This is a genomic window from Streptococcus mitis, from assembly GCF_000722755.1.
Lineage (GTDB): Bacteria > Bacillota > Bacilli > Lactobacillales > Streptococcaceae > Streptococcus > Streptococcus mitis_CM.
The window spans coordinates 24,382-49,872 of the sequence record NZ_JPFY01000013.1; the positions used below are offsets into that span (position 1 = coordinate 24,382).

Here is a 25,491-nt window from a genome sequence, read left to right on the forward strand (position 1 = left end):
ATTTTGTGGTATAATGAAAAATGTTGACAAATAGTATAATAAAAACAAAGGAGAAACAGCATGCTGAAATGGGAAGACTTGCCCGTGGAAATGAAATCAAGCGAGGTTGAGTCTTACTACCAGCTTGTCTCTAAAAGGAAAGGTTCGCTGATTTTTAAGCGTTGCTTGGACTGGGTTCTAGCCTTGGTCTTACTGATTCTAACCTCTCCTATCTTTCTCATCTTGAGCATTTGGATCAAGTTGGATAGCAAGGGGCCAGTGATTTACAAGCAAGAGCGCGTGACCCAGTACAATCGACCTTTCAAGATTTGGAAGTTCCGTACCATGGTGACGGATGCGGATAAAAAAGGGAGTCTGGTGACTTCTGCTAACGATAGCCGCATTACCAAGGTTGGCAATTTCATCCGCCGTGTGCGTTTGGATGAACTGCCTCAGCTGGTCAATGTCCTTAAAGGTGAGATGTCCTTTGTTGGGACACGTCCTGAAGTGCCACGTTACACAGAGCAGTATAGCCCTGAAATGATGGCAACCTTGCTTTTGCCAGCAGGGATTACCTCTCCAGCCAGCATCAACTACAAGGATGAGGACACCATTATTAGTCAAATGACGGAGAAAGGTTTGTCGGTTGACCAGGCCTATGTGGAGAATGTTCTTCCTGAAAAGATGCGCTATAACCTCGACTATCTCCGAGAGTTTAGTTTCCTTGGAGACATCAAAATCATGTTTCAAACCGTGTTTGAAGTGCTAAAATAAAGTAGTCATGAGAAAATGAGTACAGATAAAAGGAGCAAATCAATGCCAAATTACAATATTCCATTTTCACCACCCGATATTACGGAAGCAGAAATTGCTGAAGTAGCGGATACCCTGCGTTCTGGTTGGATTACAACAGGTCCTAAGACAAAAGAACTGGAGCGTCGCTTGTCTCAATACACACAGACGCCCAAGACTGTCTGTCTTAACTCTGCGACTGCCGCGCTTGAGTTGATTTTGCGCGTCTTGGAAGTGGGACCTGGTGATGAAGTCATCGTACCAGCCATGACCTATACAGCTTCATGTAGTGTTATCACTCACGTAGGGGCGACCCCTGTCATGGTGGATATCCAAGCAGATACGTTTGAGATGGATTATGACTTGCTGGAGCAAGCTATCACTGAAAAGACCAAGGTTATCATCCCAGTAGAGCTTGCAGGGATTGTTTGCGACTATGACCGTTTGTTCCAAGTCGTGGAGAAAAAACGTGACCTCTTTACTGCTTCAAGCAAGTGGCAAAAGGCCTTTAACCGTATTGTGATTGTCTCTGATAGTGCCCATGCTTTGGGATCTACTTATAAAGGACAGCCAGCTGGTTCCATCGCTGACTTTACTTCCTTCTCTTTCCATGCCGTTAAGAATTTTACAACTGCAGAAGGTGGAAGTGCCACTTGGAAAGCCAATCCAGCGATTGATGACGAAGAAATGTACAAGGAATTCCAAATCCTTTCCCTTCACGGGCAAACTAAAGACGCTCTTGCCAAGATGCAATTGGGTTCTTGGGAATATGATATCGTTACACCAGCCTACAAGTGCAACATGACGGATATCATGGCTTCCCTTGGTTTGGTACAATTGGATCGTTACCCAAGTTTGTTGCAACGTCGTAAGGACATCGTGGATCGCTATGATCGTGGTTTTGCAGGTTCTCGCATCCATCCTTTGGCACACAAGACTGAAACTGTCGAATCTTCACGTCACCTCTACATCACCCATGTAGAAGGAGCGAGCTTAGAAGAACGCAATCTTATTATCCAAGAATTAGCTAAAGCAGGAATTGCAAGTAACGTTCACTACAAACCGCTTCCGCTCTTGACAGCTTATAAGAATCTTGGTTTTGATATGGCAGATTATCCAAGAGCCTATGCCTTCTTTGAAAATGAAATTACGCTCCCTCTTCACACTAAATTAAGTGATGAAGAAGTGGACTATATCATTGAGACTTTCAAAACAGTTTCTGAAAAAGTAATAGCTTCATCAAAAAAATTGTAAAAAAGTCTTGACAAAGAAAAAACAAAGTATTAAAATAAGTTCAACAAATCAGAAAAGTAACTATTTTTGATTTTCAGGGAGCCTGTGGGAATTGTGAACAGGTGGTTGGAAGTAGTGAAAGTGGGCTGATTTTAAAAATGAATTTGAAACAATGAAAATTCGGTGCGCACACCTTACAGTGCAACTTGTTGTTAGACAAGGAAGAGATGTAAAGGGATAGTCCCTTTATAATTGAGGTGGCACCGCGTTACCAACGCCCTCACACGGAAGTAGATTCCGTGTGTGGGCTTTTTTCTATCCGTCGTTTTGTTTATCTTTTATTAGGGCGTTAAGTTGCTTTGATGAACTTGAGTTCTATCTACAGCTCCTTGCCTACTACTAAAAGCAAACAAAAAGGCCGGATTAATATGGAAAGAGGAAAATTTTATGACAACTAAAGGTTATTTTGGACAATTTGGTGGTAGTTTTGTACCGGAGCCGATTCAGGCTTTGTTGGATGAGTTGGAAGTGACATTTGACAAGTACAAGGATGATCCAGAGTTTTTGGCAGAATTTCGTCATTACTTGAAGGACTATTCCGGTCGCGAAACACCGCTCTATTTTGCAGAAAGTTTGACAGAACACTTAGGTGGCGCTAAGATTTATCTCAAACGTGAAGACCTTAACCACCTTGGTTCTCACAAGCTCAACAACGTTTTAGGACAAATTCTTTTGGCTAAACGCATGGGCAAAAAACGAGTGATTGCGGAAACAGGAGCTGGTCAGCACGGTGTGGCGACAGCAGCGGCTGCAGCCAAGTTTGGTATGGCCTGTGATGTCTACATGGGGGCAGAGGATGTGGAGCGTCAACGTCTCAATGTTTTCCGTATGGAGATGATGGGAGCAACTGTTCACGCAGTTGAAACAGGGACTCGTACCCTCAAAGATGCTGTTGATGCAGCCTTTGGAGCATGGATGAATGACCTTGAAGCCTTCTATGTTCTGGGATCTGCTGTAGGTCCTCACCCTTATCCTACCATTGTCCACGAGTTCCAAAAGGTCATCAGTGAAGAATCTCGCCGTCAAATCTTAGAAAAAGAAGGTCGTTTACCAGACTATGTTATTGCCTGTGTAGGTGGTGGTTCCAATGCCATTGGTGCTTTTTCTCAGTATGTAGCTGATGAAGAAGTTAAATTGGTTGGGGTCGAAGCTGCTGGTCATGGACTTGACACAGACAAGCACGCAGCTACTATGACAAAAGGTAGTATAGGAATTGTCGACGGTATGAAGACTTATGCAGTCTTTAAGGAAGATGGAGAGCTGGCCCCAGTTTACTCTATCTCAGCTGGATTGGACTATCCAGGGGTTGGCCCAGAACACGCCTACTTCAAAGATTCAGGTCGCGTGGAATATGTGGCTGCGACGGATGAAGAAGCTGTTAAGGCTCTCCTCCTTCTCAGCAAGACTGAAGGAATTATCCCAGCGATTGAAAGTTCGCACGCTATCGCAGAAGCAGTTAAACGTGCACCGAAACTAAGTAAAGACGACATTATCATCATCAATGTCTCTGGTCGTGGAGACAAGGACGTAGCTGCAATTGCGGACTACCTAGAAGCTAAAAAATAATAGATGGAAAAATTACAGTCTTTTCTCTCACAGAGAGCTTGTGGTTGCTGGAAACAAGCAGAGAAAGCTGTATGGTTGGGTCCATCTGAAACGAGAGAAGAAAACATAATTCTCAAGGGAGTGCCCTTTATAGCACAGCCTGTTACAGAATCTTTCTAAGACAGGAATGAGAGATAGGAGAAATCCTATAATTGAGGTGGCACCGCGAATTTCGTCCTCACGCAAGTTGTTTTGCGTGGGGATTTTTCATACAGTCACCACGGACTAGAAGTAGAACTGAAAGGGAAATTACAATGGAACGAATCATTCATGGAGATGTCTTATCACCAATCTTGGCTTATATGCGCCTAAAGGGGCAACACAAGGTTATCTTAGAGAGTATTCCGAGAGACAAGGAAACCGCTCGTTTTTCTATCTTAGCCTATAATCCAGTTTTTGAGATTAAGTTTGAAAATGGAGTTCTTTATCAAAATGGTCAAGTGATTGATTGTGATCCCTTGGATTTTCTTTATGAAGTGACTCATAAGAGACAGCACCATTCAGACCTCCCTTTTGGTGGGGGAGCCATTGGATTTGTTGGCTACGACATGATTTCGCTTTATGAAGAAATTGGTCAAATTCCTGAAGATACAATTGGAACGCCAGACATGCATTTCTTCGTCTATGAGAGTTACATGGTCTTTGACCACAAGAAGGAGAAAATCCATGTCATCGAGGATGCTCTCTATAGCGAGCGCAGTCAAGAAGCCTTGGAAGAAGCCTTGAACCAAGTGCTTGAGGAATTACGCATTCCTGCTCCAAATGAATTTGAAGACTTGGATCTATCTCCGTTAGACTTCAAACCGCATATCGCTCCTCAGAAGTTTGAGGAAATGGTGGAAACAGCTCGTGACTTGATTCGCAACGGGGATATGTTCCAATGCGTGCTCAGTCAGCGCTTCTCAGCAGAAGTGACTGGAAATCCATTTGACTTTTACAGAAATCTTCGCGTGACCAATCCATCTAATTACCTTTATTTCTATGATTTTGAGGATTATCAAATCATCGGAGCTAGTCCAGAAAGTTTGGTTTCTGTCAAAAATGGCATCGTAACAACCAATCCGATTGCAGGGACACGACCAAGAGGAGCTACGGATGAAGAAGACAAGGCTTTGGCGACAGACCTGCTTTCGGATGAGAAGGAAACAGCAGAGCATCGGATGTTAGTAGACTTGGGTCGTAATGATATTGGCCGCATCTCTGAAACGGCCAGTGTCCAAGTCACCAAGTATATGGAAGTGGAGCTCTTCCGTTATGTCATGCATTTGACCAGTGTGGTCAAGGGGCGTTTGCTTCCAGAACTTACTGCCATGGATGCCTTGAAAGCAACACTTCCTGCTGGAACAGTTTCAGGAGCACCAAAGATTCGAGCAATGAGACGCATCTATGAACTGGAAACAGAAAAACGTGGCGTATACGCAGGAGCAATCGGCTACTTGTCTGCGACGGGTGATATGGATTTCGCCATTGCCATCCGAACCATGATTCTCAAAAATCAAACAGCCTATGTGCAGGCTGGGGCAGGGATTGTCTACGATTCTATCGCCCAAAACGAATACCAAGAAACCATTAACAAGGCTAAATCTATGACTAGAATTGGAGAACTAAGACCATGATTTTATTGATTGACAACTATGATTCTTTTACCTATAACTTGGCCCAATACATTGGGAATTTTGCAGAAGTACAGGTCTTGAGAAATGATGATCCCAAGCTGTATGAAGAAGCTGAAAAAGCAGATGGTCTGGTCTTTTCTCCTGGTCCTGGTTGGCCAGTTGATGCTGGTAAGATGGAAGACATGATTCGTGATTTTGCAGGTAAGAAGCCGATTTTAGGGATTTGTTTGGGTCACCAAGCCATTGCAGAAGTCTTTGGTGGTAAGTTAGGTTTGGCTCCAAAAGTCATGCATGGGAAACAGAGCAATATCAGCTTTGAAGCGCCATCTGTTTTGTATCAAGGTATCGAGGATGGCCGTGAAGTCATGCGTTACCACAGTATTTTGATTGAAGAAATGCCAGAAGAATTTGAAGTGACAGCTCGTTCGACTGATGACCAAGCCATCATGGGGATTCAACACAAAAACCTACCGATTTATGGCTTTCAGTACCATCCAGAGAGTATCGGAACGCCAGATGGCTTGTCTTCTATTCGGAATTTTATCGAGAAGGTTGTAAAGTGAGGAAACTAGGATGAAAGAGATTATTGAAAAACTAGCAAAATTTGAAAATTTATCAGGTGTGGAAATGACGGATGTCATTGAGCGTATCGTAACTGGGCGTGTAACGGAAGCGCAAATTGCTTCTCTCCTTTTGGCTCTTAAGATGAAGGGGGAAACACCTGAAGAACGCACAGCCATTGCCCAAGTCATGAGAGGGCATGCCCAACATATTCCAACTGAGATTCATGATGCCATGGACAACTGTGGTACAGGTGGAGACAAGTCTTTTAGCTTTAACATTTCGACAACTGCAGCCTTTGTCTTGGCTGGTGGTGGTGTTCACATGGCAAAACACGGTAACCGCTCGATTTCTTCTAAATCTGGTTCTGCAGATGTCCTCGAAGCCTTGGGTATCAACCTAGACCTCAAACCAGCTGAACTAGGTAAGGTATTTGATAAAACTGGCATCGTCTTTCTCTTTGCCAAAAATATGCACCCAGCTATGAAATATATCATGCCAGCTCGTTTGGAACTAGGAATTCCAACAATCATGAACTTGACTGGTCCTCTGATTCACCCAATGGCTTTGGAAACACAGCTTCTTGGTATTAGTCGTCCAGAACTTCTAGAAAGTACAGCTCAGGTTTTGAAAAATATGGGTCGCAAACGTGCCATCGTTGTTGCTGGACCAGAAGGATTGGACGAAGCTGGTTTGAATGGAACAACCAAAATTGCACTTCTTGAAAATGGCGAAATCACCTTATCAAGCTTTACTCCGGAGGATTTAGGGATGGAGCGCTACGCTATCGAAGATATTCGTGGAGGCAATGCTCAGGAAAATGCAGAAATTTTGCTCAGCGTTCTTAAAAATGAACCAAGTCCATTCTTGGAAACTACAGTTTTAAATGCTGGTCTTGGTTTCTATGCTAATGGTAAAGTAGCTAGTATCAAGGAAGGAGTTGCCTTAGCTCGTCAAGTCATTGCTGGTGGCAAGGCCTTTGAAAAACTCAGACTGTTACAGGAGTACCAAAAATGAGTCAGGAATTTTTAGCACGAATCTTGGAGCAGAAGGCACGTGAGGTTGAGCAGATGGAGCTGGAGGAAATCCAGCCCCTGCGCCAGACCTATCGCTTGGCAGAATTTTTGAAGAATCATCAGGATCGCTTGCAGGTAATCGCTGAAGTCAAGAAAGCTAGCCCTAGTCTGGGAGATATCAATCTAGATGTGGATATTGTGCAACAGGCCCAGACTTATGAAGCGAACGGAGCAGTGATGATTTCTGTTCTGACAGATGAAGTTTTCTTTAAAGGACATTTGGATTATCTACGGGAGATTTCCAGTCAGGTACAGATTCCGACGCTTAACAAGGACTTTATTATCGATGAAAAACAAATCATTCGAGCTCGTAATGCAGGTGCAACAGTCATCCTACTCATTGTGGCAGCCTTGTCCGAAGAACGCCTCAAGGAACTTTATGACTATGCGACAGAGCTTGGTCTGGAAGTCTTGGTGGAAACTCACAATCTAGCTGAACTAGAGGTAGCTCACAGACTTGGTGCGGAGATTATTGGTGTTAATAACCGCAATTTGACTACCTTTGAAGTTGACTTGCAGACCAGTGTAGATTTGGCTAAACATTTCAAAGATGATTGCTTGTACATTTCTGAATCTGCTATTTTCACAGGGCAGGATGCGGAACGAGTAGCACCATACTTTAATGGAATTTTAGTTGGGACAGCTCTTATGCAGGCAGAAGATGTAGCCCAGAGAATCAAGGAGTTGCAGATTGACAAAGGTTAAAATTTGCGGATTATCGACCAAAGAAGCGGTGGAAACAGCCGTATCAGCAGGAGTCGACTACATCGGTTTTGTCTTTGCACCTAGTAAAAGACAGGTGACTTTGGATCAGGCTGCCGAGCTGGCAAAGCTTATTCCTGCAGATGTCAAAAAGGTTGGTGTATTTGTTTCACCAAGTCGGGCAGAACTGCTAGAAACGATTGACAAGGTTGGCTTGGACTTGGTTCAAGTTCATGATCGGGTGGCAGATGATTTATTTGAGAATTTGCCTTGTGCCAGTATTCAGGCTGTGCAGGTGGATGGAGAGGGTCATGTGCCCAATTCTCAGGCAGACTATCTACTCTTTGATGCCCCTGTGGCTGGTAGTGGCCAGACCTTTGATTGGGGTCAACTGGATACGACTGGATTAACTCAGCCTTTCTTTATCGCAGGTGGGCTTAATGAAGACAATGTAGTAAAAGCAATTCAACACTTTACTCCTTATGCAGTAGATGTATCAAGCGGAGTGGAGACAGATGGACAAAAAGATCATGAAAAGATTAGAAGATTTATAGAGAGGGTAAAGAATGGAATATCAAGAGCCAAATAAAGATGGATTTTACGGAAAATTCGGTGGACGTTTCGTCCCAGAAACATTGATGACAGCAGTTTTAGAGTTGGAGAAAGCTTACCGGGAAAGTCAGGCAGACCCAAGTTTCCAAGAGGAATTAAACCAACTCTTGCGCCAGTATGTGGGGCGTGAAACTCCTCTTTACTACGCAAAAAACTTGACCCAGCATATCGGCGGAGCCAAGATTTATCTCAAACGTGAAGACCTCAACCATACAGGGGCCCACAAGATTAACAATGCCTTGGGACAAGTTCTTCTGGCTAAACGCATGGGTAAAAAGAAAATTATCGCTGAAACAGGTGCTGGTCAGCACGGTGTGGCAACTGCAACTGCTGCAGCCCTCTTTAACATGGAATGTACCATCTACATGGGTGAAGAGGATGTTAAACGCCAAGCCCTTAATGTCTTCCGTATGGAGCTTTTGGGAGCCAAGGTTGAGGCAGTGACAGACGGTTCGCGCGTGCTCAAGGATGCGGTCAATGCAGCTCTTCGTTCATGGGTGGCAAATATCGACGACACCCACTATATCCTTGGTTCTGCCTTGGGGCCTCATCCTTTCCCAGAAATCGTTCGTGACTTCCAAAGTGTCATCGGTCGAGAGGCTAAACAACAGTATCGCGATATGACAGGTCAAGATCTGCCAGATGCCCTAGTAGCCTGTGTTGGCGGTGGGTCGAATGCCATCGGGCTCTTCCATCCATTTGTAGAAGATGAGTCTGTAGCTATGTATGGGGCTGAAGCGGCTGGACTTGGTGTAGATACAGAGCACCACGCAGCTACCTTGACTAAGGGTCGTCCTGGTGTCCTTCACGGTTCCCTCATGGATGTGCTCCAAGATGCCCATGGTCAAATTCTTGAAGCCTTCTCTATCTCAGCAGGATTGGACTATCCTGGTATCGGTCCTGAACATTCTCACTACCACGATATTAAACGTGCCAGCTATGTCCCTGTGACAGACGAAGAAGCCTTGGAAGGATTCAAACTCTTGTCTCGTGTGGAAGGGATTATCCCAGCCTTGGAATCTAGCCATGCTATTGCCTTTGCGGTGAAATTGGCCAAAGAACTCGGACCAGACAAGTCCATGATTGTCTGTCTATCAGGTCGTGGGGACAAGGATGTGGTTCAAGTCAAAGACCGCTTGGAAGCAGATGCAGCAAAGAAGGGAGAAGCTCATGCCTAAGACACTAACAGAAAGATTAAATGCTATTAAAGCAGCTGGAAAGGGAATTTTTGTTCCCTATATCATGGCTGGAGACCACGAGAAAGGTTTGGATGGACTCGCTGAAACAATCCACTTTTTAGAAGATTTGAATGTCTCTGCCATTGAAGTGGGCATTCCCTTTTCAGATCCTGTCGCAGATGGACCTGTTATCGAAGAAGCTGGCTTACGCAGTTTAGCCCACGGGACCTCTACCAAGGCTTTAGTTGAAACCTTGAAAACCATTGAAACAGAGATTCCACTGGTCATTATGACCTACTTCAATCCCCTCTTTCAGTACGGTGTTGAGAATTTTGTCAAAGATTTGGCAGATACAGCGGTTAAGGGCTTGATTATCCCAGACCTGCCTCATGAGCATGCCAACTTTGTAGAACCATTTTTGGCAGATACAGATATCGCCTTGATTCCTCTAGTTAGTTTGACGACAGGGATTGAGCGCCAGAAAGAATTAATTAAAGGGGCAGAAGGATTTGTCTATGCCGTTGCTATTAATGGAGTGACAGGGAAATCAGGAAATTACCGAGCAGACTTGGATAAGCACTTGGCACAATTACATCAAGTCGCCGATATCCCAGTCTTGACAGGTTTTGGTGTATCTAGTCAAGCCGATGTTGAACGCTTCAATGCGGTATCAGATGGCGTTATCGTCGGTTCAAAAATTGTAAAAGCTCTCCACGAGGGAGAGCCTATTGAGGACTTTATCAAACAAGCAGTAGCTTACCAAAAATAATCACACAAGTAGCGAGTAAGAGGAAAGGCACAAAAGGAAGTCTTTCCTTTTTCTTTTGTAGGAGAAAGGCTAGAATTCCTGTTGCAGAAGCAAACTGAATCAAGATCAGTAATTCAGTCGCGCTAAAGACGAGAGCGCAAGAAGCCAGAAAGAGAAAATCCCCTGCACCCATGCGGATATCTATGAAATGAGCCATGATTCCAAGGGCAAGGAAAAAGACCATGACCAGATTCCAGCCAGAGGAAGCCATGAGGATTAGGTGGAAAGTCATCCAGACCAGTAGGGGATATTCCTGATGGCGAAAGTCGTAGATGCCCAAGGTCAAACCAGCAGTGATTAGGATGACTTGCCCCAAGGAAAGCAATTCCCAAGACCAAGCCAGAAAGAGGAGTCCTAAGCCTAGTTCAAAGAGGGCATACCAGACAGGATAAGGAGCCTTGCAGTAGCGACAGCGAAAGCGATTGAGCACCTGCGAGAGAATCGGAATCAAATCTAAGGGACGCAAGGGAGTCTGACAGGAATCGCAGTGACTAGCCGGGCGGATAATGGATTGCTCAGGAAAACGGTCGATGACCAAACCAAGAAAAGAAGCGAGAATGCTCCCGACAAGAAAAAAATAAATATCAATCATACTTATTTATTCGTAAAAAATAGGAGAAGTAGTATAATGGAGAAACATAGACAAGATAGTGAGGTCAAGATGACAATTCGTTTTGAAGAAAATGTGAGCCCAGAAAATGCTCAATTCGTATGCCAATGGTCCAACTCCCTTGGCAAATCCTTTCAAGAACAATGGATGGGACCAATGATTCCTTTCCCCTTGACAATTCAAGTTTTGCAAGATTTGGAAGGAATCTTTTCAATCTTTGAAGGACAAGAGTTTGTGGGGCTTATCCAGAAAATCAGGCAAGAAGACAGCAATCTTCATATTGGAAGATTTTTTATCAACCCCCAGAAACAGGGGCAAGGCTTGGGTAGCCAGGCTTTAAGGAAATTTGTTAGTTTGGTCTTTGAAAATGAAGACATAGACAGTATTTCTCTAAATGTCCTCGAAGCAAATCAAGCAGCCCAGCACCTTTATCAAAAAGAAGGATTTGAAATCGTGCAAATGGTTGAAACACCTGTACGGAAATACGTTATGAAAAAGGGGAGATAGGAAGCAAATAGCCTTGAAATCAATATTGACTGCGATTATGAACCTGAATCAGCTCCTCAAAAGGGACTGTATATGAATGAACGTTACCGGTGTTTAAAAACTAAAGAATATCAGGCACTTTTATCTTTCAAGGGTAGACAAATTTTCGCTAAACGTAAGATTGATATGAAATCTGTCTTTGGGCAGATAAAGGTTTGTTTGGATTATAAGAGATGTCATCTGAGAGATAAGCGTAAAGTGAGAATTGACATGGGATTCGTACTCATGGTCAACAACCTGCTGAAATATAATAAGAGAAAGAGGTGAAATTAAAAAGCTAGAGTTCCGCAATTGGAAATCTCTAGCTTTTTGTTTTCTGAGAATCATCTTGACTCAGACTCTTTTGACTAATGTTACTAAAAAGATAAAGTAACTTTTAGCCTTATTTATTGTCGCCACTCAACATGTTTTTAACACCTTCGATAGCGCCTTCTACAGCGTCTTTGGCATCTTCAGCAACTTCTTTTACTTTAGAAACAACTTTTTCAGCTGTTCCTTCTTTTTCCATTTTTTCATCACCGATGGCTTTCCCAACACCTTCTTTAATAGAACCTTTAGCTTGATTTAATTTTTCTTCTACTGACATGATAATTTCTCCTGTTATATTTATTTTATCTTAGTTTACACGAGTTTTTTCGTGAGATACTACACCAGTTGCTGCACCTTTAACAGCTTCTACGCCTTCGCTAACTTTTTCTTGAACAGTTGAGAAACCAGATCCAAGACCAGATTTAGCTTTTTCGAATTGTTCTGAAGCGAATTCTCCTGTTGATTCAGCAACGTCAGATACGCGATCTTGAAGGCTTACTGAGTCTGCTTCATGTTGTTCTTTAGTTTTGATGTCGACAACGTTTACGTTGATTTCAACAACTTCCAAGTCAGTCATTTTAGCAACTTCTGAAGATACGATTTCTCTGATTTCTGAATATAAAGCTGGAACATTTTTTTGGTACTCAGCAATAATGTTTAAGTCAACTGCGACTTGTGTTTTACCAACTTCTACGTTAACACCACTTGTTACGTCATCGCTGTTAACGATTTTTTCTTTAAGATTTGAGAAGAAACCACCGTCGATTCCCAAAAGACCTGAAACGTTTTCTAGTGACAGACCAATGATTTTTTGGATAACTTTATCTTCGTAAGTAAGTTCCCCTTTGATTTCGTGAGCTACAGCAGTAGCATCTTTCTTTTCTACGTTAGTGTTAATGTTTTTTTCGTTTGACATATGAAACTCCTTTAATTAAATTAGTAATTTTTATTTATCTATATAGTTTTTTTCGATATATAATCCAGCTGCAACTCCCAGTGCTCCTAAAATCAATACAAATATTGTTTTGAAGAAGCCAAAGGAGATAATCAAACAAGCGAGAAATACGCCTATGAGACCTGCGATTATTGGATATCGATATTGTTTAAGCCATTCCATTTTTTACTTCCTTACTTCACACGACTAACAGTCTTTTTGTTTTGAGGTTTTGGTTTAGGCTGGTAGTCTTTTACTAGAACTTCTAGTTTTACCTGACGCTCAATACCAAAAAACTGCTTCAATCCATTAGTTATTTCATTTTGAATTAGTTGGCATCTGTCAGCGATGTTGTCCGAAGGAAGAATTTTACCTTCTACATGAACGAAACATTTATTTTTTCGTAAATTTACATGAACAGTTGGGTTCTTGATCAATCCATGATCACTCACCAAACTTCTAACAAAACCTTCGATTGCTGAATTCTTTAATTTCAATGTATCATTTTTAGTTTCAAGTTGAATTTCCAAATAACGTTTAGGATAAAACAACACAACTAATATCGATAACAAAACTAAAGTTGATAGAGCCACTATCCCCCAGAATATATATCTAGAGAGATAAAATTCAACGAAATGATTCTGTCTCCAGCTAAATAGCTGAATGCCTAGATCACTAACTTGATGATAATCTATCAAAACAGGAAGGAAAATTGTCAAGATTAAAATACAGAAAATAATGAAACATATTTTCTTTGCTTTTGACATATACAATCCTTTCGATTTAACATTTAAACTATTTTTACCCGTCTAATCTATTTAAAAATAGTTTATTACTACAAGTAATTATTTTTTACCTGTAAAGAATGATACTACAGTAACAACAATTGCTGCTCCTGCAATAGATGGGATCAAAGCCATTCCAGCGATGGATGGGCCCCAACTACCTAAAAGGGATTGTCCTACAGATGACCCGACTAAACCAGCGAATACATTTGCGACGATTCCCATAGAAATACCTTTTTTAGTGATTCTACCTGCTAAAAGTCCAATAAGACCTCCAGCAATGATTGACCACAATATTGCTTACCCTCCTTTTTTATTTTAATATCAAAAAATAAATCAATTCCTTTGATTATTGCTATTGTATAATTTTAATATAAAATAATCAATTATTTTGATTATTATATAATTTTAATATCAAGAAATCATTATTTTTTTGATTGTTGCTATTATATAATTTTTAAAATTAAAAATATACTCTTTCGACTTGAATTTGATTCTGTATTCACGCCCTCAATAGACGGTAAAATAAGAAAATTGTTTATATATTGCCTCCGTAGTGTTATTATACGAAATAAAGGATCTTAGTAAAAGTCGTTACAGCATGTTATACCTATTCTTTGTGGTATAATTGCAAGAGGTTTAATCCGATAATTTATAAAGAGAGAAAGACATTCATGAGAGATTTATTATCTAAAAAAAGTCATAGGCAATTAGAATTATTAGAATTATTATTTGAACATAAACGTTGGTTTCATCGTTCTGAACTAGCAGAGTTACTAAATTGTACAGAACGTGCAGTCAAAGATGATCTATCCCATGTTAAATCTGCTTTTCCTGACTTGATTTTTCATTCTTCTACTAATGGTATACGCATTATTAATACCGATGATAGTGATATTGAAATGGTTTACCATCATTTCTTTAAGCGTTCAACTCATTTTTCGATTTTAGAATTTATCTTCTTTAATGAAGGTTGTCAAGCTGAGAGTATTTGTAAAGAATTTTATATCAGTTCATCTTCGCTCTATCGTATTATTAGCCAAATCAATAAAGTGATTAAAAGGCAATTTCAATTTGAAATCAGTCTGACCCCTGTTCAAATCATTGGAAATGAGAGAGATATTCGTTACTTTTTTGCACAATATTTTTCAGAAAAATATTATTTCCTAGAATGGCCATTTGAAAATTTTTCATCAGAGCCCCTATCTCAATTGTTAGAATTGGTTTATAAGGAAACAAGCTTTCCAATGAATTTGTCAACGCATAGAATGCTAAAGCTGCTCCTGGTTATTAATCTATATAGAATAAAGTTTGGTCATTTCATGGAAGTAGATAAAGACTCTTTTAACGATCAAAGTTTGGATTTTTTAATGCAGGCAGAAGGAATAGAAGGTGTTGCTAAGAATTTTGAATTAGAATACAATATCTCTTTAGATGAAGAAGTTGTTTGCCAATTATTTGTGTCTTACTTTCAAAAAATGTTTTTCATAGATGAAAGTCTCTTTATGAAATGCGTAAAAAAGGATAGCTATGTTGAAAAATCTTACCATCTATTGAGTGATTTTATTGATCAGATTTCAGCCAAGTATCAGATTGAGATTGAGAATAAGGATAATCTGATTTGGCATCTACATAATACGGCACATCTGCATCGTCAGGAATTATCTACAGAGTTTATCCTGTTTGATCAAAAAGGCAATACAATCAAGAACTTTCAAAATATTTTTCCTCGATTTGTTTCAGAGGTGAAGGAAGGAATTGAACATTATCTAGAGGGTTTGGATATGGATTGTAATTCGATGAAAGTCAATCATTTATCCTATACTTTTATCACCCATAGCAAACACTTAGTTCTAAATCTTTTACAAAATCAACCTAAATTAAAGGTTTTAGTCATGAGCAATTTTGATCAGTATCATGCAAAATCAGTAGCGGAAACACTTTCTTATTATTGCAGCAACAATTTTGAACTGGAAGTTTGGAGTGAATTAGAGTTATCACTTGAGTCCCTAAAAGATTCACCTTACGATATCATTATTTCTAATTTTATTATTCCTCCTATTGAAAATAAGAGACTGATCTATTCCAATAATGTCAATACAGTCGCTCTCATCTCTTTGCTTAACGCAATGATGTTTATTCGATTAGATTAGTGAGTGATAGAAGACTCCATCCATCTCTAGGGTAGATTTCCTATAGATAGGTGGAGTCTTTTTGAATATTAAAAAAGCTTCATATGATTTATCATCAGAATTGAAAAATATTCATTATAGTCGAGTCATAATAAAGTTAAGATATTGTGGACTTATTTTGAAACAACTCAATTTTATTATTGCAGTAAGTGATTAAATTTTGAGCTTTTTCAAGTGTGTATCCTTTTTCAGATACAGATTTCACTTTCTTCTCATCAAAATAGTAGCCAGTCAAACCAGTGACTTCTTCTGATAATGTAAGATAGTAACCTGTTTCAATTCCCTCGTCTAGATTTTTGGGAAATGACTTCATCAAGCGTCCGAAGAGAGATTTTTTCGTCTTTTCATCACTGGAATCATTCCCCAAATTGGTTGAAATCAAGCCAGGATGATAGGCATTGATGGTGATGCTTGAACCTCTTAAAAAGAACTCTCTGGCTAGATAGCGTGTCATCCAAATAGTGTAAAGTTTGGAATTATTGTAGGCCAAACCAGGATTGTAGTTCGTCTCAAATCCAAAGTCCAAATCCTTAACCTTGGCAAAATGATGCATATAGGAAGAAGTATTAATGACACGGCTGTCAGCCGCTTTTTCTAACAAGGGACTTAGCTCAGTTGTTAATATATAGGGAACCAGAACAGATAACATAAAAGTTAACTCGATATTTTCAGCACTCGCTTTTCGTTCTTTTCCAGCATATAGGCCTGCATTGTTAAACAAGACATCAATACTTTGAAAGTCTCGCTTGATTTCCTCTACAAATCGATAAACATCATCTAATTTAGAAAAATCTGCCAAGTAGCTAGAAACTCGGCCTCTCAAGGAAACTGCGCGAACCTCTTGAAGTGCCAGCTCAAGTTTCTGAGGATTTCGACCATGGAGGATGACATGATGCCCTTCACTGGCAAATTTCTTTGCCAAATGTTTACCGATACCGTTAGTAGCACCTGTAATCAGAATCGTTTTGACCATCTTAGTCCTCCAAGAAAGCTATTAGTTCTGTTGAAAATTCGTCTGCATATTGGAAAATCGAACCGTGGCCAGCATTTGGATAGATGATCAGCTTACTATTTTCGATTTTTGCATGCATATCGTAAGAATTTTCCGTTGGAACCTGCATATCTTTATCCCCGTTGACGATTAAGGTTGCTTGGGTGATAAATGTTAGGTCGTCTTGAGAATCTTTCCCCCAACGTTTAATAGCTTTGAGTTGAGTTAGGAATCCTGATAGGTTCATATCTTTATCCGCAAATTCCTTTGTTCTCATCCCCATTCGTCCTAGGACTTTCAAAGCTTCAATTTTCCCTTGATCATCATGATTATAGAAGATATAGCGTTTAGGATCGATACGCTCGAGTCCAGCTTTAAACATATAACTAAAGGTTTTCCCTGTGACCTTATCGACCTCTTTTCCACCTCGAGGTCCTGTTCCAGCCAAGATTAAACGATTGACTAGAGTAGGCTTGATTCGGATGATTTCTTGGGCAATCATACCTCCCATAGAAAGGCCAAGAAGATTGATTTTATCGTAACCAAGCGCTTTTACAAAGTCAATTGTCTGCTTAGCCATTCCAGGAATCGTCGAAGCAACTTTGCCCTGACTAGCTCCAACACCAGGAAGATCGACTACAATGACATGGTGCTTTTCAGCAATCAAGTCTAAGAGTTTAGGGTCCCAGTTATCGAGAGTTGCTGCCAAATGGACCAGCATCAGAAGAGGTAGTTTTGATTTGCCTTTACTAAGTTCGCGATAAGCGATTTTGTTTCCGTCGACTGTGATGTATTGATTTTTTGTAGTAAGATATGACATTGTGTTTTCCTTTTTATTTCTTAAAGCTGAGGACTGTTTTTCCACGTGAGCGACCATTAGCGACTTTGTCTAATGCGCTATTTACCTCTTCAAATGGATAAACTGTATCGATAGAGGGTTTGATTTCTAATTTACTAAAGAGGTGAGCTACCTCTTGTAATTGAGCGCCATTGCTTTCTACAAAGATAAAATGATAGTGGACACCATATTTTTCCGCCATTTTATCAAATTTGCGACCTGCTAAGCCAAGTAAAATTTGTTTCCATTTTGGTAGATTCATGCGTTTAGCAAAGGCACCGTTTGGCATGGCACGAAGGGAAACAAGATGACCACCTTTTTTCATGATAGACATTTGTTTTTCAGTTTCAGCACCCCCAAGAGTATCGAGGACATAATCCACCTGACTAACAGTTTTTGTATAATCCTCTGTTTTGTAATCGATAAATCTATCTGCTCCTAGTTTCAACACACGCTCAGCACTATCTCCAGAACCGTTGGTAATGACCTTCAAACCTTTGGCTTTGGCAATCGGAATGGCCATTCCACCGACACCTCCAGTACCACCAGAAATAAAGATCGTTTTCCCAGCTTGAGCGCCCATGAGGTCAAGAGCCTGCATAATGGTCAAGGCAGTAAGAGGAACAGCAGCAGCTTCCTCGTCAGATAGATAGTCTGGGACCTTGGCTAAGGCTTGGCTATCGACAGCTACGTATTCTGCAAAGGCGCCGATATGATCAAGTGGCAGACGGGCAAAGACACGGTCTCCTATCTGAAAGTTGTCAACTTGCTTGCCAATGCTTTCAACGATTCCAACGACCTCATTACCAGCAGTTTGAGGAAGTTTGTAAGGAACAATCATCTTGACTTCACCACGAGAGATCATGTTATCAAGAGGATTAACCCCAGCAGCGGTGACTTTGACCAAGACTTGTTTGTCTGTAATACTTGGTTTAGCGATTTCTGTGATGTTCAGTGTGATATTATTTTTGTTATAAGTAGTGTGTTGTGCGACTTTCATATGTTTTCTCTTTTCTTTTTTAATACGACTAATCATACTTGTATCTAATACAAGTATATGTTATTTCCAGTAAAAACTGACTTGACTTGCTATCAAATCAGTTTCGGACTTGTTTGGCTTGTTTATATAGATTGTCAATGACATCTTCTAAAGTTTGATTTGCTAATTCCTTCTCTAATTGAGATTCGGCACTAGCGAAAAGTGGTGAAACTGCTCCTTGGATATGTTTTCCAACGGGACAATCGGGATTACTATTTTGATGAACAGGGAATAAACTAATGTGATTGATTTCTTGAGTAGCATAGTAGATCTCTAGTAAAGTCATTTTCTTTGGAGACTTACTGAGTTGATAACCTGTTTTTCCTTGCTGGGAATGAATCAAATCTGCATTTTTCAATAAGGCAATCACTTTTCGAATGTAACTAGCGTTAGTCCCAACACTAATAGCTAGTGCTTGAGAACTTAAGGTTTCCTTGCTTTCACTAATCATTGTTAAGATATGCAAAGCAACTGAGAATTTTGTATCCATATGAATCCCTCTCTTAATAAACTTGTATCAGATACAAGAACAAGTATAACATAAATTAAAAGAAAAGCAAGTCTTTTGTTTTAAATTTTAAAAAATTTTGAGTGCAATCAGATTAGAGCTGTCTGGGAAGGGTGTTCATAAAATTATACCGTTGATATCCATTAGTTGACCAAAAGTAGAACAGATACACAAAAAAGCCTAGTAAATCAAGGCTTTTTCCTGTTGTATTTAGATGCCCCCTACAGGGATTTGGAAAGGACTTTCATATTGAGAGCAATTAAAAATATTGAAATATAAGTGATTTTAGGTATTTTCAATGTCATGATTTAAAAATGGGACAAAAGTGGGGCAAAAACCATACAGATTCTAAACTGTATGGTTCTTTTTTTATCTAACCAAGAAAGGTTAAAACTTATTAAAACAAATGCAATCAACTGTTGAAAACTTTTTAGTCCGTGTAATATAAAAACAAGTAAAAAGTTGAACTATAGGGAATATTGTGTCATAATAGGTAATAGATGAATAATTAATAGATTGGAAATAATGCTTTCTTACCTTAACAAGTTGAATTGGTTATACATTTTTTCGTCGCAATTGTGTCTATCTCTCGAGTTTAGCTAGTTTTTATAAGCTCTGGTTTCTAATCAATATAACAAATTTTAGAAGTGCATAAGACAAGATGGTGACATTACTACAGTCATTTCTAGTCACCATATGTTGCTGGCACAGGCTGTTTGTAGTGTTGGCTATTTACTAGTCAGTTTAATCGGAGTGTTTAATTTTTATTGTTGAAAGGTTTTTATATGGCGAAAATTCTATCTTTAGGTCTGACAGGTAAGAAATTACTTGCTCAGGGGTTCTTGTTTGTTCTGCTAGGTCTCATCTTGATGGTCACGGGGACTTGGTTGCCAGTAAAGGTTATTCGACTGGTTCTGTTTTTAGCTTGGATAGCAACGGTCTTAGATTTAGTATTACGTATTTTCAAAAAAAGTCAGTCAACGGACACCTTGGGAGTTGCACTGGTTAAATTGTTAGTGCTGGGATATTTGCTTGGCTCCAATCTTGCGACGGATGTGCCGATTTATATTTTGGCTCTTGTGATTGGAGTTTATCAGATTTTTCATGCTAGTATTAACCTTGTCACCTATGTTCTCTACCGCAAAAACAAAATTCGACCTCGTTTTCGTCTCTTACTAGATGGACTCGTACTAGTTTTTCTTGGTGGGACTAGTCTTTTGTCCTCTACAGGAAATTCTGTCTTTCAACTCTTTGTATTAGGGGCTTATTTTTTCCTTTATGGTGTGTCCAATATCCGTGATGGTTTCTTGTTTGAGGAGGAAATTGGGAAAAACCATCTCAAACGTCGTATTAGAATTAGCTTACCTATTGTCCTAGCCGCTCTCATCCCTGCAAGAACTTTAGCAAAAGTTAACAAATTTATGCTGGAAAATGCTGATGAGGAAGAAGATATCCATCTTGGAATAGTGAAGTCTGGTAAGACAGCGGAGCTTGAAATTTTTGTTCATACAGCTGAGACCTCTCTGTTTTCGGCAATTGGTCATGTGGATATCTGCTATCAAGGCCGTGTTATTTCTTATGGCAACTATGATCCGTCTTCTGAGACCTTATTTGGCATGGTAGGAGATGGTGTCTTATATTTCTGTGATCGTGACAAGTACATTGACCTATGTAAACGTGAGAGTCAAAAAACGCTTTTTGGTTATGGGATAGATTTGACGCCTGAAATGGAAAAAGCAGTTCAGAAAAAGTTGGCTGAATTGAAACAACTGACGATTCCATGGGAGCCAAGTGCAGATAAAATCATGACAGGTGATGGTAAGGAAGACTACACCTACGCTTATAAAATCAGACATGAGACAGATGGGGAACTTTATAAATTTATCAAATCTAAGTTTAAATCCTACTTTGTCTTATCTACAAACTGTGTGCTCTTGGCTGATACCATAGTCGGTCAGGCTGGCACCGATATCCTCTCACCCAAAGGATTTATCGCTCCAGGAACTTACCAAGCCTACCTTAATCGAGAGTTTGAAAAACCAAATAGTATAGTCGTATCTAAACATGTTTATTAAGGAGAATTTATGAACTTAGTAAAAAAATACACCCCGTTAATACTTTTTATAGGGCTGGTTGCTCTTGTAATTCTGAATGCATCGAGCTTTATATCAGGAGCAATCTCTCTCTTTGATGTAATATCAACCTTGATTTATGGTGCTGTTATTGCTTTTGTGCTTAATGTTCCTATGAAAAAAATTGAACAGTACTTAGTTAAATTGAAGGTAAAGGCAGAGTTGCGTCGTCCGATTGCCATGGTACTTGTTTTCCTAGCTCTTATCTTAATCGTGATTGCTCTTTTGGTTTTGGTGCTGCCAACCCTAGCCCAGACTATTAGTCAGCTGGGAACAGTCCTTTCAACAGTCCTTACTCAACTTGGGAAATTGCTAGGCAGCTCGGAATTTGTAACCAAAGACATGTTGTCAACTATCGTATCAGGCATACAGGGACAATCTAGTTCTATTAGCCAAGCTTTGATAGGTTTTTTATCAGGTCTGACTAGTAATATCGGCAATATTTTTTCAAGTTTGATGAATGCCTTTTTGATTATAGTCTTCACCTTTTTATTTTTATCCAGTAAGGAACATTTGGCAGCGATGACGAGTCGACTTCTAAAAGTTTTTCTTCCAGAGAAGGTGGTGATAAAGTTGACTTACATTGGACAAGTAGCACTAGAGACTTATGACCAATTTTTGATGAGTCAGCTGATTGAAGCAGTTATCATAGGAGTTATGATAGCGGTTGGTTACAGCGTGTTTGGGATACCCTATGGAGTAATGACAGGTATCTTTGCAGGAGTGCTATCGTTCATTCCTTATGTAGGGCCTATGATTGCTTGTGTTGTGGGAGCGATTTTTATCTTCACAGTGAGTCCTACTCAAGCCTTACTTTCTCTTCTTCTATATCAAGTTATACAGCTGATTGAAGGAAACCTTATTTATCCTAGAGTTGTAGGTCAGTCTATTGGTTTGCCAGCCCTTTTCACGCTTGCGGCTGCTAGTATTGGAGGCAATCTCTTTGGCTTACTTGGGATGATATTCTTTACACCGATATTTGCTGTTATCTATCGATTGGTTAAGGAATTTGTCGTTGCAAAGGAAAATCAGCTAGATTAAGAAAAACTAAATTTAATAAGATATACTGAGAAGAGAGTGAGAGATTCTCTTCTCTTTTATTTTTAAATACTTTTCTACAAAAAGCTATTAGACGTTAAAAAAAGCCTTGGTTTCAAGGCTTATTTCTGTTGATTTAGATGTGCCCCCTGCAGGGCTCGAACCTGCGCCCCATAGCTTAAGAGTCTACTGCTCTACCAACTGAGCTAAGGAGGCAACAGAAAAAGCTGAGAATGTAACTTCCCAGCTATTTTAATATGCCCAAAATGGCAGCTAGATTATTTACGAAAGGCATCAAGGATATAGGTGAAACCAACAATTAAAAATGCAAAGGCAACGACATAAACGACAAAGACACTTGTAGCTACTGGATTGAACAAAATCACTAGACCTAGTAAAAATGCAAGCAACGCTATCCACATGATATGGTTGCCAATAATAGGGAAAATCAATCCCAGACGATTGCCTTTAAAGAAAGCTATAATGGCTTCTACAATTAACCAAATTCCTAAAATAGATGGAATGACAACTGGCAGCGTCACAAAGCCATAGGCAACGAGGTAAAGAGCTAAGAGAAGATTAACAATCCCTTGGAAAAGATGAGCTGGTGAGCGAAGCACTTTTGGTACAGAGAAATAGCCTAAAATAGCTGCTATAGAAGCAACCAGTAAACCAAATGCAATCCACCAGCTGTAAGCAACAAGATTAGCTACTGGGTCTGTAAATAGAAAGAGTGCTAAAAGGACAAAAATAACTCCTGCAAGGAATAGCGATAAACGATTAGAAAATTTCATTTCAATACCATCCTGTTATATAGTATAGTTTAATAATAAAAATATTATACACCTTTTTAGAGGAAATATCAATAAACTAAATGGAAAATTTGGAAGTTTCAGTCTGATTCATGAAAAGAAAATCAGTTTTTATTATTTTGAAAATAAAAAGAGAAGATAAAATTTGTCTTCTCTACATGAAAATATTGTATGGCATCAAAGCAAAAGTAACTGGCTTTACACTATTTGTTAAGATGTAATTTGGTTCAAAAAGAAAAGATAGATTTAAAAGTGGGGCAAATGATGGGGCAAATCAGTTATAGACAAGCAAAAAAAGCCTTGATTTACAAGGCTTTTTCCTGTTGTATTTAGATGCCCCCTACAGGGATCGAACCTGTGACCCACGGATTAAGAGTCCGCTGCTCTGCCAGCTGAGCTAAGGAGGCAAAGAAAAAAGCTGTATTGGTGCCGAAACTTCACGGTTTGTATTGAACCCGCGCAATTAAGCAGGTGGGCAACTCGCTCTAACTGAAGCTGTTTCCGTGTGAGACGGCCTACATGCTGTTAGAAGACTTTTGTTTCCCTAATAATACAAAAAATAGTCGGTCAACACTTAAGTGTGAAGTCGTACACCACAGCGTTTCTATGTTTATATAATACCACTTTTTCAAAAAAATCAAGAGGAAAGTGCAATTTTTTGAAAAGGATTTCAGATTTTTCGCAAACGGTCGATAGCTTCCTTTCTTTGAGCCAAAGCCCGTTCATATTTACCAGTATCTTCTGCTTGGAAATAGTGATGATTACGAATTTTTTCTGGTAGATAGTCTTGCTTGACCCAATTTCCAGGATAGTTGTGTGGATAGAGATAGTCTTGGGCATTCCCCAGTTCCTTGCTTCCACTGTAGTGCCCATCACGCAGGTGTCGCGGAATAGGCAAGTGCCCTGATGTTTTGAGGTCGGCAAGAGCCTTATTCATAGCTACATAGGCTGAGTTGGATTTTGGAGAAAGGGCCAAATCAATGACGACATTGGCAATGAGAATGCGGGCTTCTGGGAACCCAATCTTTTGGGCAGCATCCAGAGCAGTCACGGTGTGAATCTGAGCTTCAGGATTGGCTAAGCCGATATCTTCATAGGCGATAACAGTCAAGCGACGAGCGAGACTTGGCAAATCACCAGCCTCAATCAAGCGGGCAGCATAGTGGAGACTGGCATCCACATCTGAGCCACGGATAGACTTTTGCAGGGCTGAGAGAACATCATAGTGGCCATCTCCATCCTTATCCATAGTGATGTAGCTCTGCTGCAGGCTATTTTCCATGATGTCGAGGGTGATGTGGCGGATGCCCTTATCATTCTCAGGGGTAGAGAGAGCTGCCAAATCCAGTGAGTTGAAGGCAGAGCGAAGGTCTCCGTTTGTAGAGGTAGCAATAAAATCCAGCGCATCTTCATCTAGTTCTACTGGAAAATCAAAACCACGCTCAGGGTTACTTAGAGCTATCTGCAGGGCCTCCTTGACGTCTTGGTTAGACAGAGGTTCCAACTCAAAAATTTGAACACGGCTACGAATGGCAGGAGTGACAGAGAAGAAAGGATTTTCAGTCGTAGCGCCAATCATGATGACCAGACCACTTTCCAAGAGAGGTAAGAGGAAGTCTTGCTTGGTTTTATCTAGTCTATGAATCTCGTCTAGCAATAGGACGAGACCACCAGAGAATTTAGCCTCTTCCGCAATTTCTTGCAGTCGCTTTTTACTATCAACTGTCGCATTGAAAGTTCGAAAGGCATACTTGGTCGTTCCTGCGATGGCAGAGGCAATACTGGTTTTGCCGATTCCCGGAGGGCCATAGAGAATCATGGAGGACAGGCGATTGGCTTCCACCATGCGGCGGATAATTTTTCCAGGTCCGACCAGATGCTCCTGACCGATGACCTGGTCGATGGTTTTAGGGCGCATGCGAAGCGCGAGATTGTCTGGCATAGCAGTCCTTTCTAACGTGGATTTTCTGATACATATGTGGTAAGATGGTAGTATCTATTTTAGCATATTTCCGAGTAATCGGGGCGATTAAAGAGTCGCATAGAAAGAGGTCAAAATGGCAACATACGGATTTTTAGATGTTTTAGAGGAAGAGTTGGAGAAGAACTTTCCCTTTGACTTTGAGATTAGTTGGGACAAGCGTAATCACGCAGTTGAAGTGAGTTTTTTGTTAGAAGCGCAAAATGCTGCAGGCGTGGAGATGGTGGATGAAGACGGAGAGGTTTCGTCAGATGACATTCTCTTTGAAGAAGCAGTGCTTTTTTACAATCCTGCTAAATCAACAGTCAATGAGGAAGACTATTTGACTGTCATTCCTTACTTGCCTAAAAAAGGATTTTCCCGCGAATTCTTAGCTTATTTTGCGCTATTCCTTAAAGATACTGCCGAGGTTGGACTAGATGCCCTCATGGACTTTTTGGAAGACCCAGAAGCAGAAGAATTCGTCATGGAATGGAACCAAGAAGTCTTTGAAGAAGGAAAAGTAGGCTTGGAAGAGGGAGAGTTTTATCCATATCCGAGATACTAGGAGTTTG

27 protein-coding genes, 2 tRNA genes, 1 pseudogene and 2 other annotated features are annotated in these 25,491 nt (G+C 40.2%); of the genes and pseudogenes, 16 read left to right on the forward strand and 14 right to left on the reverse strand.

The window, feature by feature from the left end; genetic code table 11:
* Positions 1-60: 60 nt before the first annotated feature.
* From SK578_RS03375 to trpA, 10 genes are all read left to right on the forward strand, one after another.
* Positions 61-753, forward strand: coding sequence for a sugar transferase (locus SK578_RS03375; RefSeq protein WP_004262194.1), 693 nt, complete (start codon positions 61-63; stop codon positions 751-753).
* 42 nt (positions 754-795) lie between these two features.
* On the forward strand, positions 796-2,025 hold the full coding sequence (locus SK578_RS03380) for a DegT/DnrJ/EryC1/StrS family aminotransferase (RefSeq protein ID WP_042750566.1): 1,230 nt from the start codon (positions 796-798) through the stop codon (positions 2,023-2,025).
* A gap of 40 nt (positions 2,026-2,065) precedes the next feature.
* Positions 2,066-2,289 (forward strand) — a binding site (T-box leader).
* Between the two features lie 162 nt (positions 2,290-2,451).
* The gene (gene trpB, locus SK578_RS03385; RefSeq protein WP_042750568.1) at positions 2,452-3,630 is read left to right on the forward strand and encodes a tryptophan synthase subunit beta; all 1,179 of its coding nucleotides are present in this window, start codon (positions 2,452-2,454) and stop codon (positions 3,628-3,630) included.
* Positions 3,627-3,852 (forward strand) — a binding site (T-box leader). (Overlaps the previous gene by 4 nt.)
* 71 nt (positions 3,853-3,923) lie before the next feature.
* Entirely contained in the window at positions 3,924-5,285 is a 1,362-nt protein-coding gene (trpE, locus tag SK578_RS03395) for an anthranilate synthase component I (RefSeq protein WP_042750572.1), read from the forward strand.
* Positions 5,282-5,848, forward strand: coding sequence for an aminodeoxychorismate/anthranilate synthase component II (locus SK578_RS03400; protein ID WP_042750574.1), 567 nt, complete (start codon positions 5,282-5,284; stop codon positions 5,846-5,848). The genes trpE and SK578_RS03400 overlap by 4 nt, the downstream gene beginning before the upstream one ends.
* A gap of 10 nt (positions 5,849-5,858) precedes the next feature.
* Entirely contained in the window at positions 5,859-6,863 is a 1,005-nt protein-coding gene (gene trpD, locus SK578_RS03405; protein ID WP_042750576.1) for an anthranilate phosphoribosyltransferase, read from the forward strand.
* Entirely contained in the window at positions 6,860-7,627 is a 768-nt protein-coding gene (gene trpC / locus SK578_RS03410; RefSeq protein WP_033687251.1) for an indole-3-glycerol phosphate synthase TrpC, read from the forward strand. The genes trpD and trpC overlap by 4 nt, the downstream gene beginning before the upstream one ends.
* Positions 7,614-8,213 (forward strand): phosphoribosylanthranilate isomerase, encoded by a 600-nt coding sequence (locus SK578_RS03415; RefSeq protein WP_042750579.1) that lies wholly within the window; start codon positions 7,614-7,616, stop codon positions 8,211-8,213. The genes trpC and SK578_RS03415 overlap by 14 nt, the downstream gene beginning before the upstream one ends.
* Positions 8,191-9,414 (forward strand): tryptophan synthase subunit beta, encoded by a 1,224-nt coding sequence (gene trpB, locus SK578_RS03420; RefSeq protein ID WP_042750580.1) that lies wholly within the window; start codon positions 8,191-8,193, stop codon positions 9,412-9,414. Before SK578_RS03415 ends, trpB (SK578_RS03420) begins: the two co-directional genes overlap by 23 nt.
* A complete protein-coding gene (gene trpA / locus SK578_RS03425) occupies positions 9,407-10,183 on the forward strand; it encodes a tryptophan synthase subunit alpha (RefSeq protein ID WP_042750582.1) in 777 nt (258 codons plus the stop codon). The genes trpB (SK578_RS03420) and trpA overlap by 8 nt, the downstream gene beginning before the upstream one ends.
* On the opposite strand, the gene SK578_RS03430 is transcribed toward trpA, so the two are convergent.
* Positions 10,155-10,814, reverse strand: a complete 660-nt coding sequence (locus SK578_RS03430; RefSeq protein WP_042750584.1) for a prepilin peptidase — start codon at positions 10,812-10,814, stop codon at positions 10,155-10,157. The two genes, trpA and SK578_RS03430, sit on opposite strands and share 29 nt — an antisense overlap.
* A 69-nt stretch (positions 10,815-10,883) precedes the next feature.
* Between SK578_RS03430 and SK578_RS03435 the strand changes: the two genes are divergently transcribed.
* Together SK578_RS03435 and SK578_RS03440 are read left to right on the forward strand one after the other, a co-directional pair.
* Complete coding sequence (locus tag SK578_RS03435; protein ID WP_042751476.1) at positions 10,884-11,339, forward strand: GNAT family N-acetyltransferase; 456 nt, start codon at positions 10,884-10,886, stop codon at positions 11,337-11,339.
* 39 nt (positions 11,340-11,378) lie between these two features.
* Positions 11,379-11,645 (forward strand): annotated as a pseudogene (locus SK578_RS03440) (transposase); the annotation flags it as partial.
* Positions 11,646-11,760: 115 nt separating this feature from the next.
* Here the strand turns inward: SK578_RS03440 and SK578_RS03445 are convergent.
* The 5 genes from SK578_RS03445 to SK578_RS03465 all read right to left on the reverse strand — a co-directional run bounded on the left by SK578_RS03445 (position 11,761) and on the right by SK578_RS03465 (position 13,703).
* Entirely contained in the window at positions 11,761-11,964 is a 204-nt protein-coding gene (locus tag SK578_RS03445; RefSeq protein WP_000109960.1) for a CsbD family protein, read from the reverse strand.
* Between the two features lie 30 nt (positions 11,965-11,994).
* Complete coding sequence (locus SK578_RS03450; RefSeq protein WP_000064110.1) at positions 11,995-12,603, reverse strand: Asp23/Gls24 family envelope stress response protein; 609 nt, start codon at positions 12,601-12,603, stop codon at positions 11,995-11,997.
* A 30-nt stretch (positions 12,604-12,633) separates the two neighbouring features.
* On the reverse strand, positions 12,634-12,804 hold the full coding sequence (locus SK578_RS03455; protein WP_000455064.1) for a DUF2273 domain-containing protein: 171 nt from the start codon (positions 12,802-12,804) through the stop codon (positions 12,634-12,636).
* Positions 12,805-12,815: 11 nt separating this feature from the next.
* Positions 12,816-13,388: an alkaline shock response membrane anchor protein AmaP gene (amaP, locus tag SK578_RS03460; RefSeq protein ID WP_042750590.1), complete on the reverse strand. Its 573-nt coding sequence runs from the start codon at positions 13,386-13,388 to the stop codon at positions 12,816-12,818.
* 78 nt (positions 13,389-13,466) lie between these two features.
* Complete coding sequence (locus SK578_RS03465) at positions 13,467-13,703, reverse strand: GlsB/YeaQ/YmgE family stress response membrane protein (RefSeq protein WP_033684830.1); 237 nt, start codon at positions 13,701-13,703, stop codon at positions 13,467-13,469.
* 377 nt (positions 13,704-14,080) lie between these two features.
* Between SK578_RS03465 and SK578_RS03470 the strand changes: the two genes are divergently transcribed.
* A complete protein-coding gene (locus tag SK578_RS03470) occupies positions 14,081-15,559 on the forward strand; it encodes an AcpB/EbpR/MafR family transcriptional regulator (protein ID WP_042750592.1) in 1,479 nt (492 codons plus the stop codon).
* Positions 15,560-15,695: 136 nt separating this feature from the next.
* Here the strand turns inward: SK578_RS03470 and SK578_RS03475 are convergent, their stop codons facing one another.
* From SK578_RS03475 to SK578_RS03490, 4 genes are all read right to left on the reverse strand, one after another.
* Positions 15,696-16,571 (reverse strand): SDR family NAD(P)-dependent oxidoreductase, encoded by an 876-nt coding sequence (locus SK578_RS03475; RefSeq protein ID WP_042750594.1) that lies wholly within the window; start codon positions 16,569-16,571, stop codon positions 15,696-15,698.
* 1 nt (position 16,572) lies between these two features.
* The gene (locus SK578_RS03480; RefSeq protein WP_042750596.1) at positions 16,573-17,409 is read right to left on the reverse strand and encodes an alpha/beta fold hydrolase; all 837 of its coding nucleotides are present in this window, start codon (positions 17,407-17,409) and stop codon (positions 16,573-16,575) included.
* A 13-nt stretch (positions 17,410-17,422) separates the two neighbouring features.
* Positions 17,423-18,427, reverse strand: coding sequence for an NADP-dependent oxidoreductase (locus SK578_RS03485; protein ID WP_042750598.1), 1,005 nt, complete (start codon positions 18,425-18,427; stop codon positions 17,423-17,425).
* Positions 18,428-18,524: 97 nt separating this feature from the next.
* A complete protein-coding gene (locus SK578_RS03490) occupies positions 18,525-18,956 on the reverse strand; it encodes an Rrf2 family transcriptional regulator (RefSeq protein WP_000379854.1) in 432 nt (143 codons plus the stop codon).
* Between the two features lie 803 nt (positions 18,957-19,759).
* On the opposite strand from SK578_RS03490, the gene SK578_RS03495 reads away from it, so the two are divergent.
* Complete coding sequence (locus tag SK578_RS03495; RefSeq protein ID WP_004256070.1) at positions 19,760-21,049, forward strand: hypothetical protein; 1,290 nt, start codon at positions 19,760-19,762, stop codon at positions 21,047-21,049.
* A gap of 9 nt (positions 21,050-21,058) precedes the next feature.
* Positions 21,059-22,147 carry an AI-2E family transporter gene (locus tag SK578_RS03500; RefSeq protein ID WP_042750600.1) on the forward strand — a complete coding sequence of 363 codons (1,089 nt, stop codon included), beginning with the start codon at positions 21,059-21,061 and terminating at the stop codon, positions 22,145-22,147.
* A 140-nt stretch (positions 22,148-22,287) separates the two neighbouring features.
* Here SK578_RS03500 and SK578_RS03505 read toward each other — a convergent pair.
* From SK578_RS03505 to SK578_RS03520, 4 genes are all read right to left on the reverse strand, one after another.
* Positions 22,288-22,360 (reverse strand) — tRNA-Lys (locus SK578_RS03505).
* A gap of 62 nt (positions 22,361-22,422) precedes the next feature.
* On the reverse strand, positions 22,423-22,938 hold the full coding sequence (locus SK578_RS03510) for a DUF308 domain-containing protein (protein WP_042750602.1): 516 nt from the start codon (positions 22,936-22,938) through the stop codon (positions 22,423-22,425).
* Positions 22,939-23,290: 352 nt separating this feature from the next.
* Positions 23,291-23,363, reverse strand: a tRNA-Lys gene (locus tag SK578_RS03515).
* Positions 23,364-23,626: 263 nt separating this feature from the next.
* The gene (locus SK578_RS03520; protein WP_001113194.1) at positions 23,627-24,898 is read right to left on the reverse strand and encodes a replication-associated recombination protein A; all 1,272 of its coding nucleotides are present in this window, start codon (positions 24,896-24,898) and stop codon (positions 23,627-23,629) included.
* 115 nt (positions 24,899-25,013) lie between these two features.
* Here SK578_RS03520 and SK578_RS03525 point away from each other — a divergent pair, with 115 nt between their 5' ends.
* Positions 25,014-25,484, forward strand: coding sequence for a DUF3013 family protein (locus SK578_RS03525; RefSeq protein ID WP_000257122.1), 471 nt, complete (start codon positions 25,014-25,016; stop codon positions 25,482-25,484).
* Positions 25,485-25,491: the final 7 nt, after the last annotated feature.

Excerpts from the sequence above, each read along its gene's own strand:
- SK578_RS03525 (WP_000257122.1), top strand. The coding sequence starts at position 25,014 with ATGGCAACATACGGATTTTTAGATGTTTTAGAGGAAGAGTTGGAGAAG.
- SK578_RS03430 (WP_042750584.1), bottom strand. The coding sequence starts at position 10,814 with ATGATTGATATTTATTTTTTTCTTGTCGGGAGCATTCTCGCTTCTTTT.
- SK578_RS03435 (WP_042751476.1), top strand. The coding sequence starts at position 10,884 with ATGACAATTCGTTTTGAAGAAAATGTGAGCCCAGAAAATGCTCAATTC.
- SK578_RS03485 (WP_042750598.1), bottom strand. The coding sequence starts at position 18,427 with ATGAAAGTCGCACAACACACTACTTATAACAAAAATAATATCACACTG.
- SK578_RS03380 (WP_042750566.1), top strand. The coding sequence starts at position 796 with ATGCCAAATTACAATATTCCATTTTCACCACCCGATATTACGGAAGCA.
- SK578_RS03450 (WP_000064110.1), bottom strand. The coding sequence starts at position 12,603 with ATGTCAAACGAAAAAAACATTAACACTAACGTAGAAAAGAAAGATGCT.
- SK578_RS03490 (WP_000379854.1), bottom strand. The coding sequence starts at position 18,956 with ATGGATACAAAATTCTCAGTTGCTTTGCATATCTTAACAATGATTAGT.
- SK578_RS03510 (WP_042750602.1), bottom strand. The coding sequence starts at position 22,938 with ATGAAATTTTCTAATCGTTTATCGCTATTCCTTGCAGGAGTTATTTTT.
- SK578_RS03520 (WP_001113194.1), bottom strand. The coding sequence starts at position 24,898 with ATGCCAGACAATCTCGCGCTTCGCATGCGCCCTAAAACCATCGACCAG.
- SK578_RS03375 (WP_004262194.1), top strand. The coding sequence starts at position 61 with ATGCTGAAATGGGAAGACTTGCCCGTGGAAATGAAATCAAGCGAGGTT.
- trpC (WP_033687251.1), top strand. The coding sequence starts at position 6,860 with ATGAGTCAGGAATTTTTAGCACGAATCTTGGAGCAGAAGGCACGTGAG.
- SK578_RS03455 (WP_000455064.1), bottom strand. The coding sequence starts at position 12,804 with ATGGAATGGCTTAAACAATATCGATATCCAATAATCGCAGGTCTCATA.
- trpB (WP_042750568.1), top strand. The coding sequence starts at position 2,452 with ATGACAACTAAAGGTTATTTTGGACAATTTGGTGGTAGTTTTGTACCG.
- SK578_RS03445 (WP_000109960.1), bottom strand. The coding sequence starts at position 11,964 with ATGTCAGTAGAAGAAAAATTAAATCAAGCTAAAGGTTCTATTAAAGAA.
- trpE (WP_042750572.1), top strand. The coding sequence starts at position 3,924 with ATGGAACGAATCATTCATGGAGATGTCTTATCACCAATCTTGGCTTAT.
- trpA (WP_042750582.1), top strand. The coding sequence starts at position 9,407 with ATGCCTAAGACACTAACAGAAAGATTAAATGCTATTAAAGCAGCTGGA.
- SK578_RS03400 (WP_042750574.1), top strand. The coding sequence starts at position 5,282 with ATGATTTTATTGATTGACAACTATGATTCTTTTACCTATAACTTGGCC.
- SK578_RS03475 (WP_042750594.1), bottom strand. The coding sequence starts at position 16,571 with ATGGTCAAAACGATTCTGATTACAGGTGCTACTAACGGTATCGGTAAA.
- SK578_RS03480 (WP_042750596.1), bottom strand. The coding sequence starts at position 17,409 with ATGTCATATCTTACTACAAAAAATCAATACATCACAGTCGACGGAAAC.
- SK578_RS03500 (WP_042750600.1), top strand. The coding sequence starts at position 21,059 with ATGAACTTAGTAAAAAAATACACCCCGTTAATACTTTTTATAGGGCTG.
- SK578_RS03470 (WP_042750592.1), top strand. The coding sequence starts at position 14,081 with ATGAGAGATTTATTATCTAAAAAAAGTCATAGGCAATTAGAATTATTA.
- trpD (WP_042750576.1), top strand. The coding sequence starts at position 5,859 with ATGAAAGAGATTATTGAAAAACTAGCAAAATTTGAAAATTTATCAGGT.
- trpB (WP_042750580.1), top strand. The coding sequence starts at position 8,191 with ATGGAATATCAAGAGCCAAATAAAGATGGATTTTACGGAAAATTCGGT.
- amaP (WP_042750590.1), bottom strand. The coding sequence starts at position 13,388 with ATGTCAAAAGCAAAGAAAATATGTTTCATTATTTTCTGTATTTTAATC.
- SK578_RS03495 (WP_004256070.1), top strand. The coding sequence starts at position 19,760 with ATGGCGAAAATTCTATCTTTAGGTCTGACAGGTAAGAAATTACTTGCT.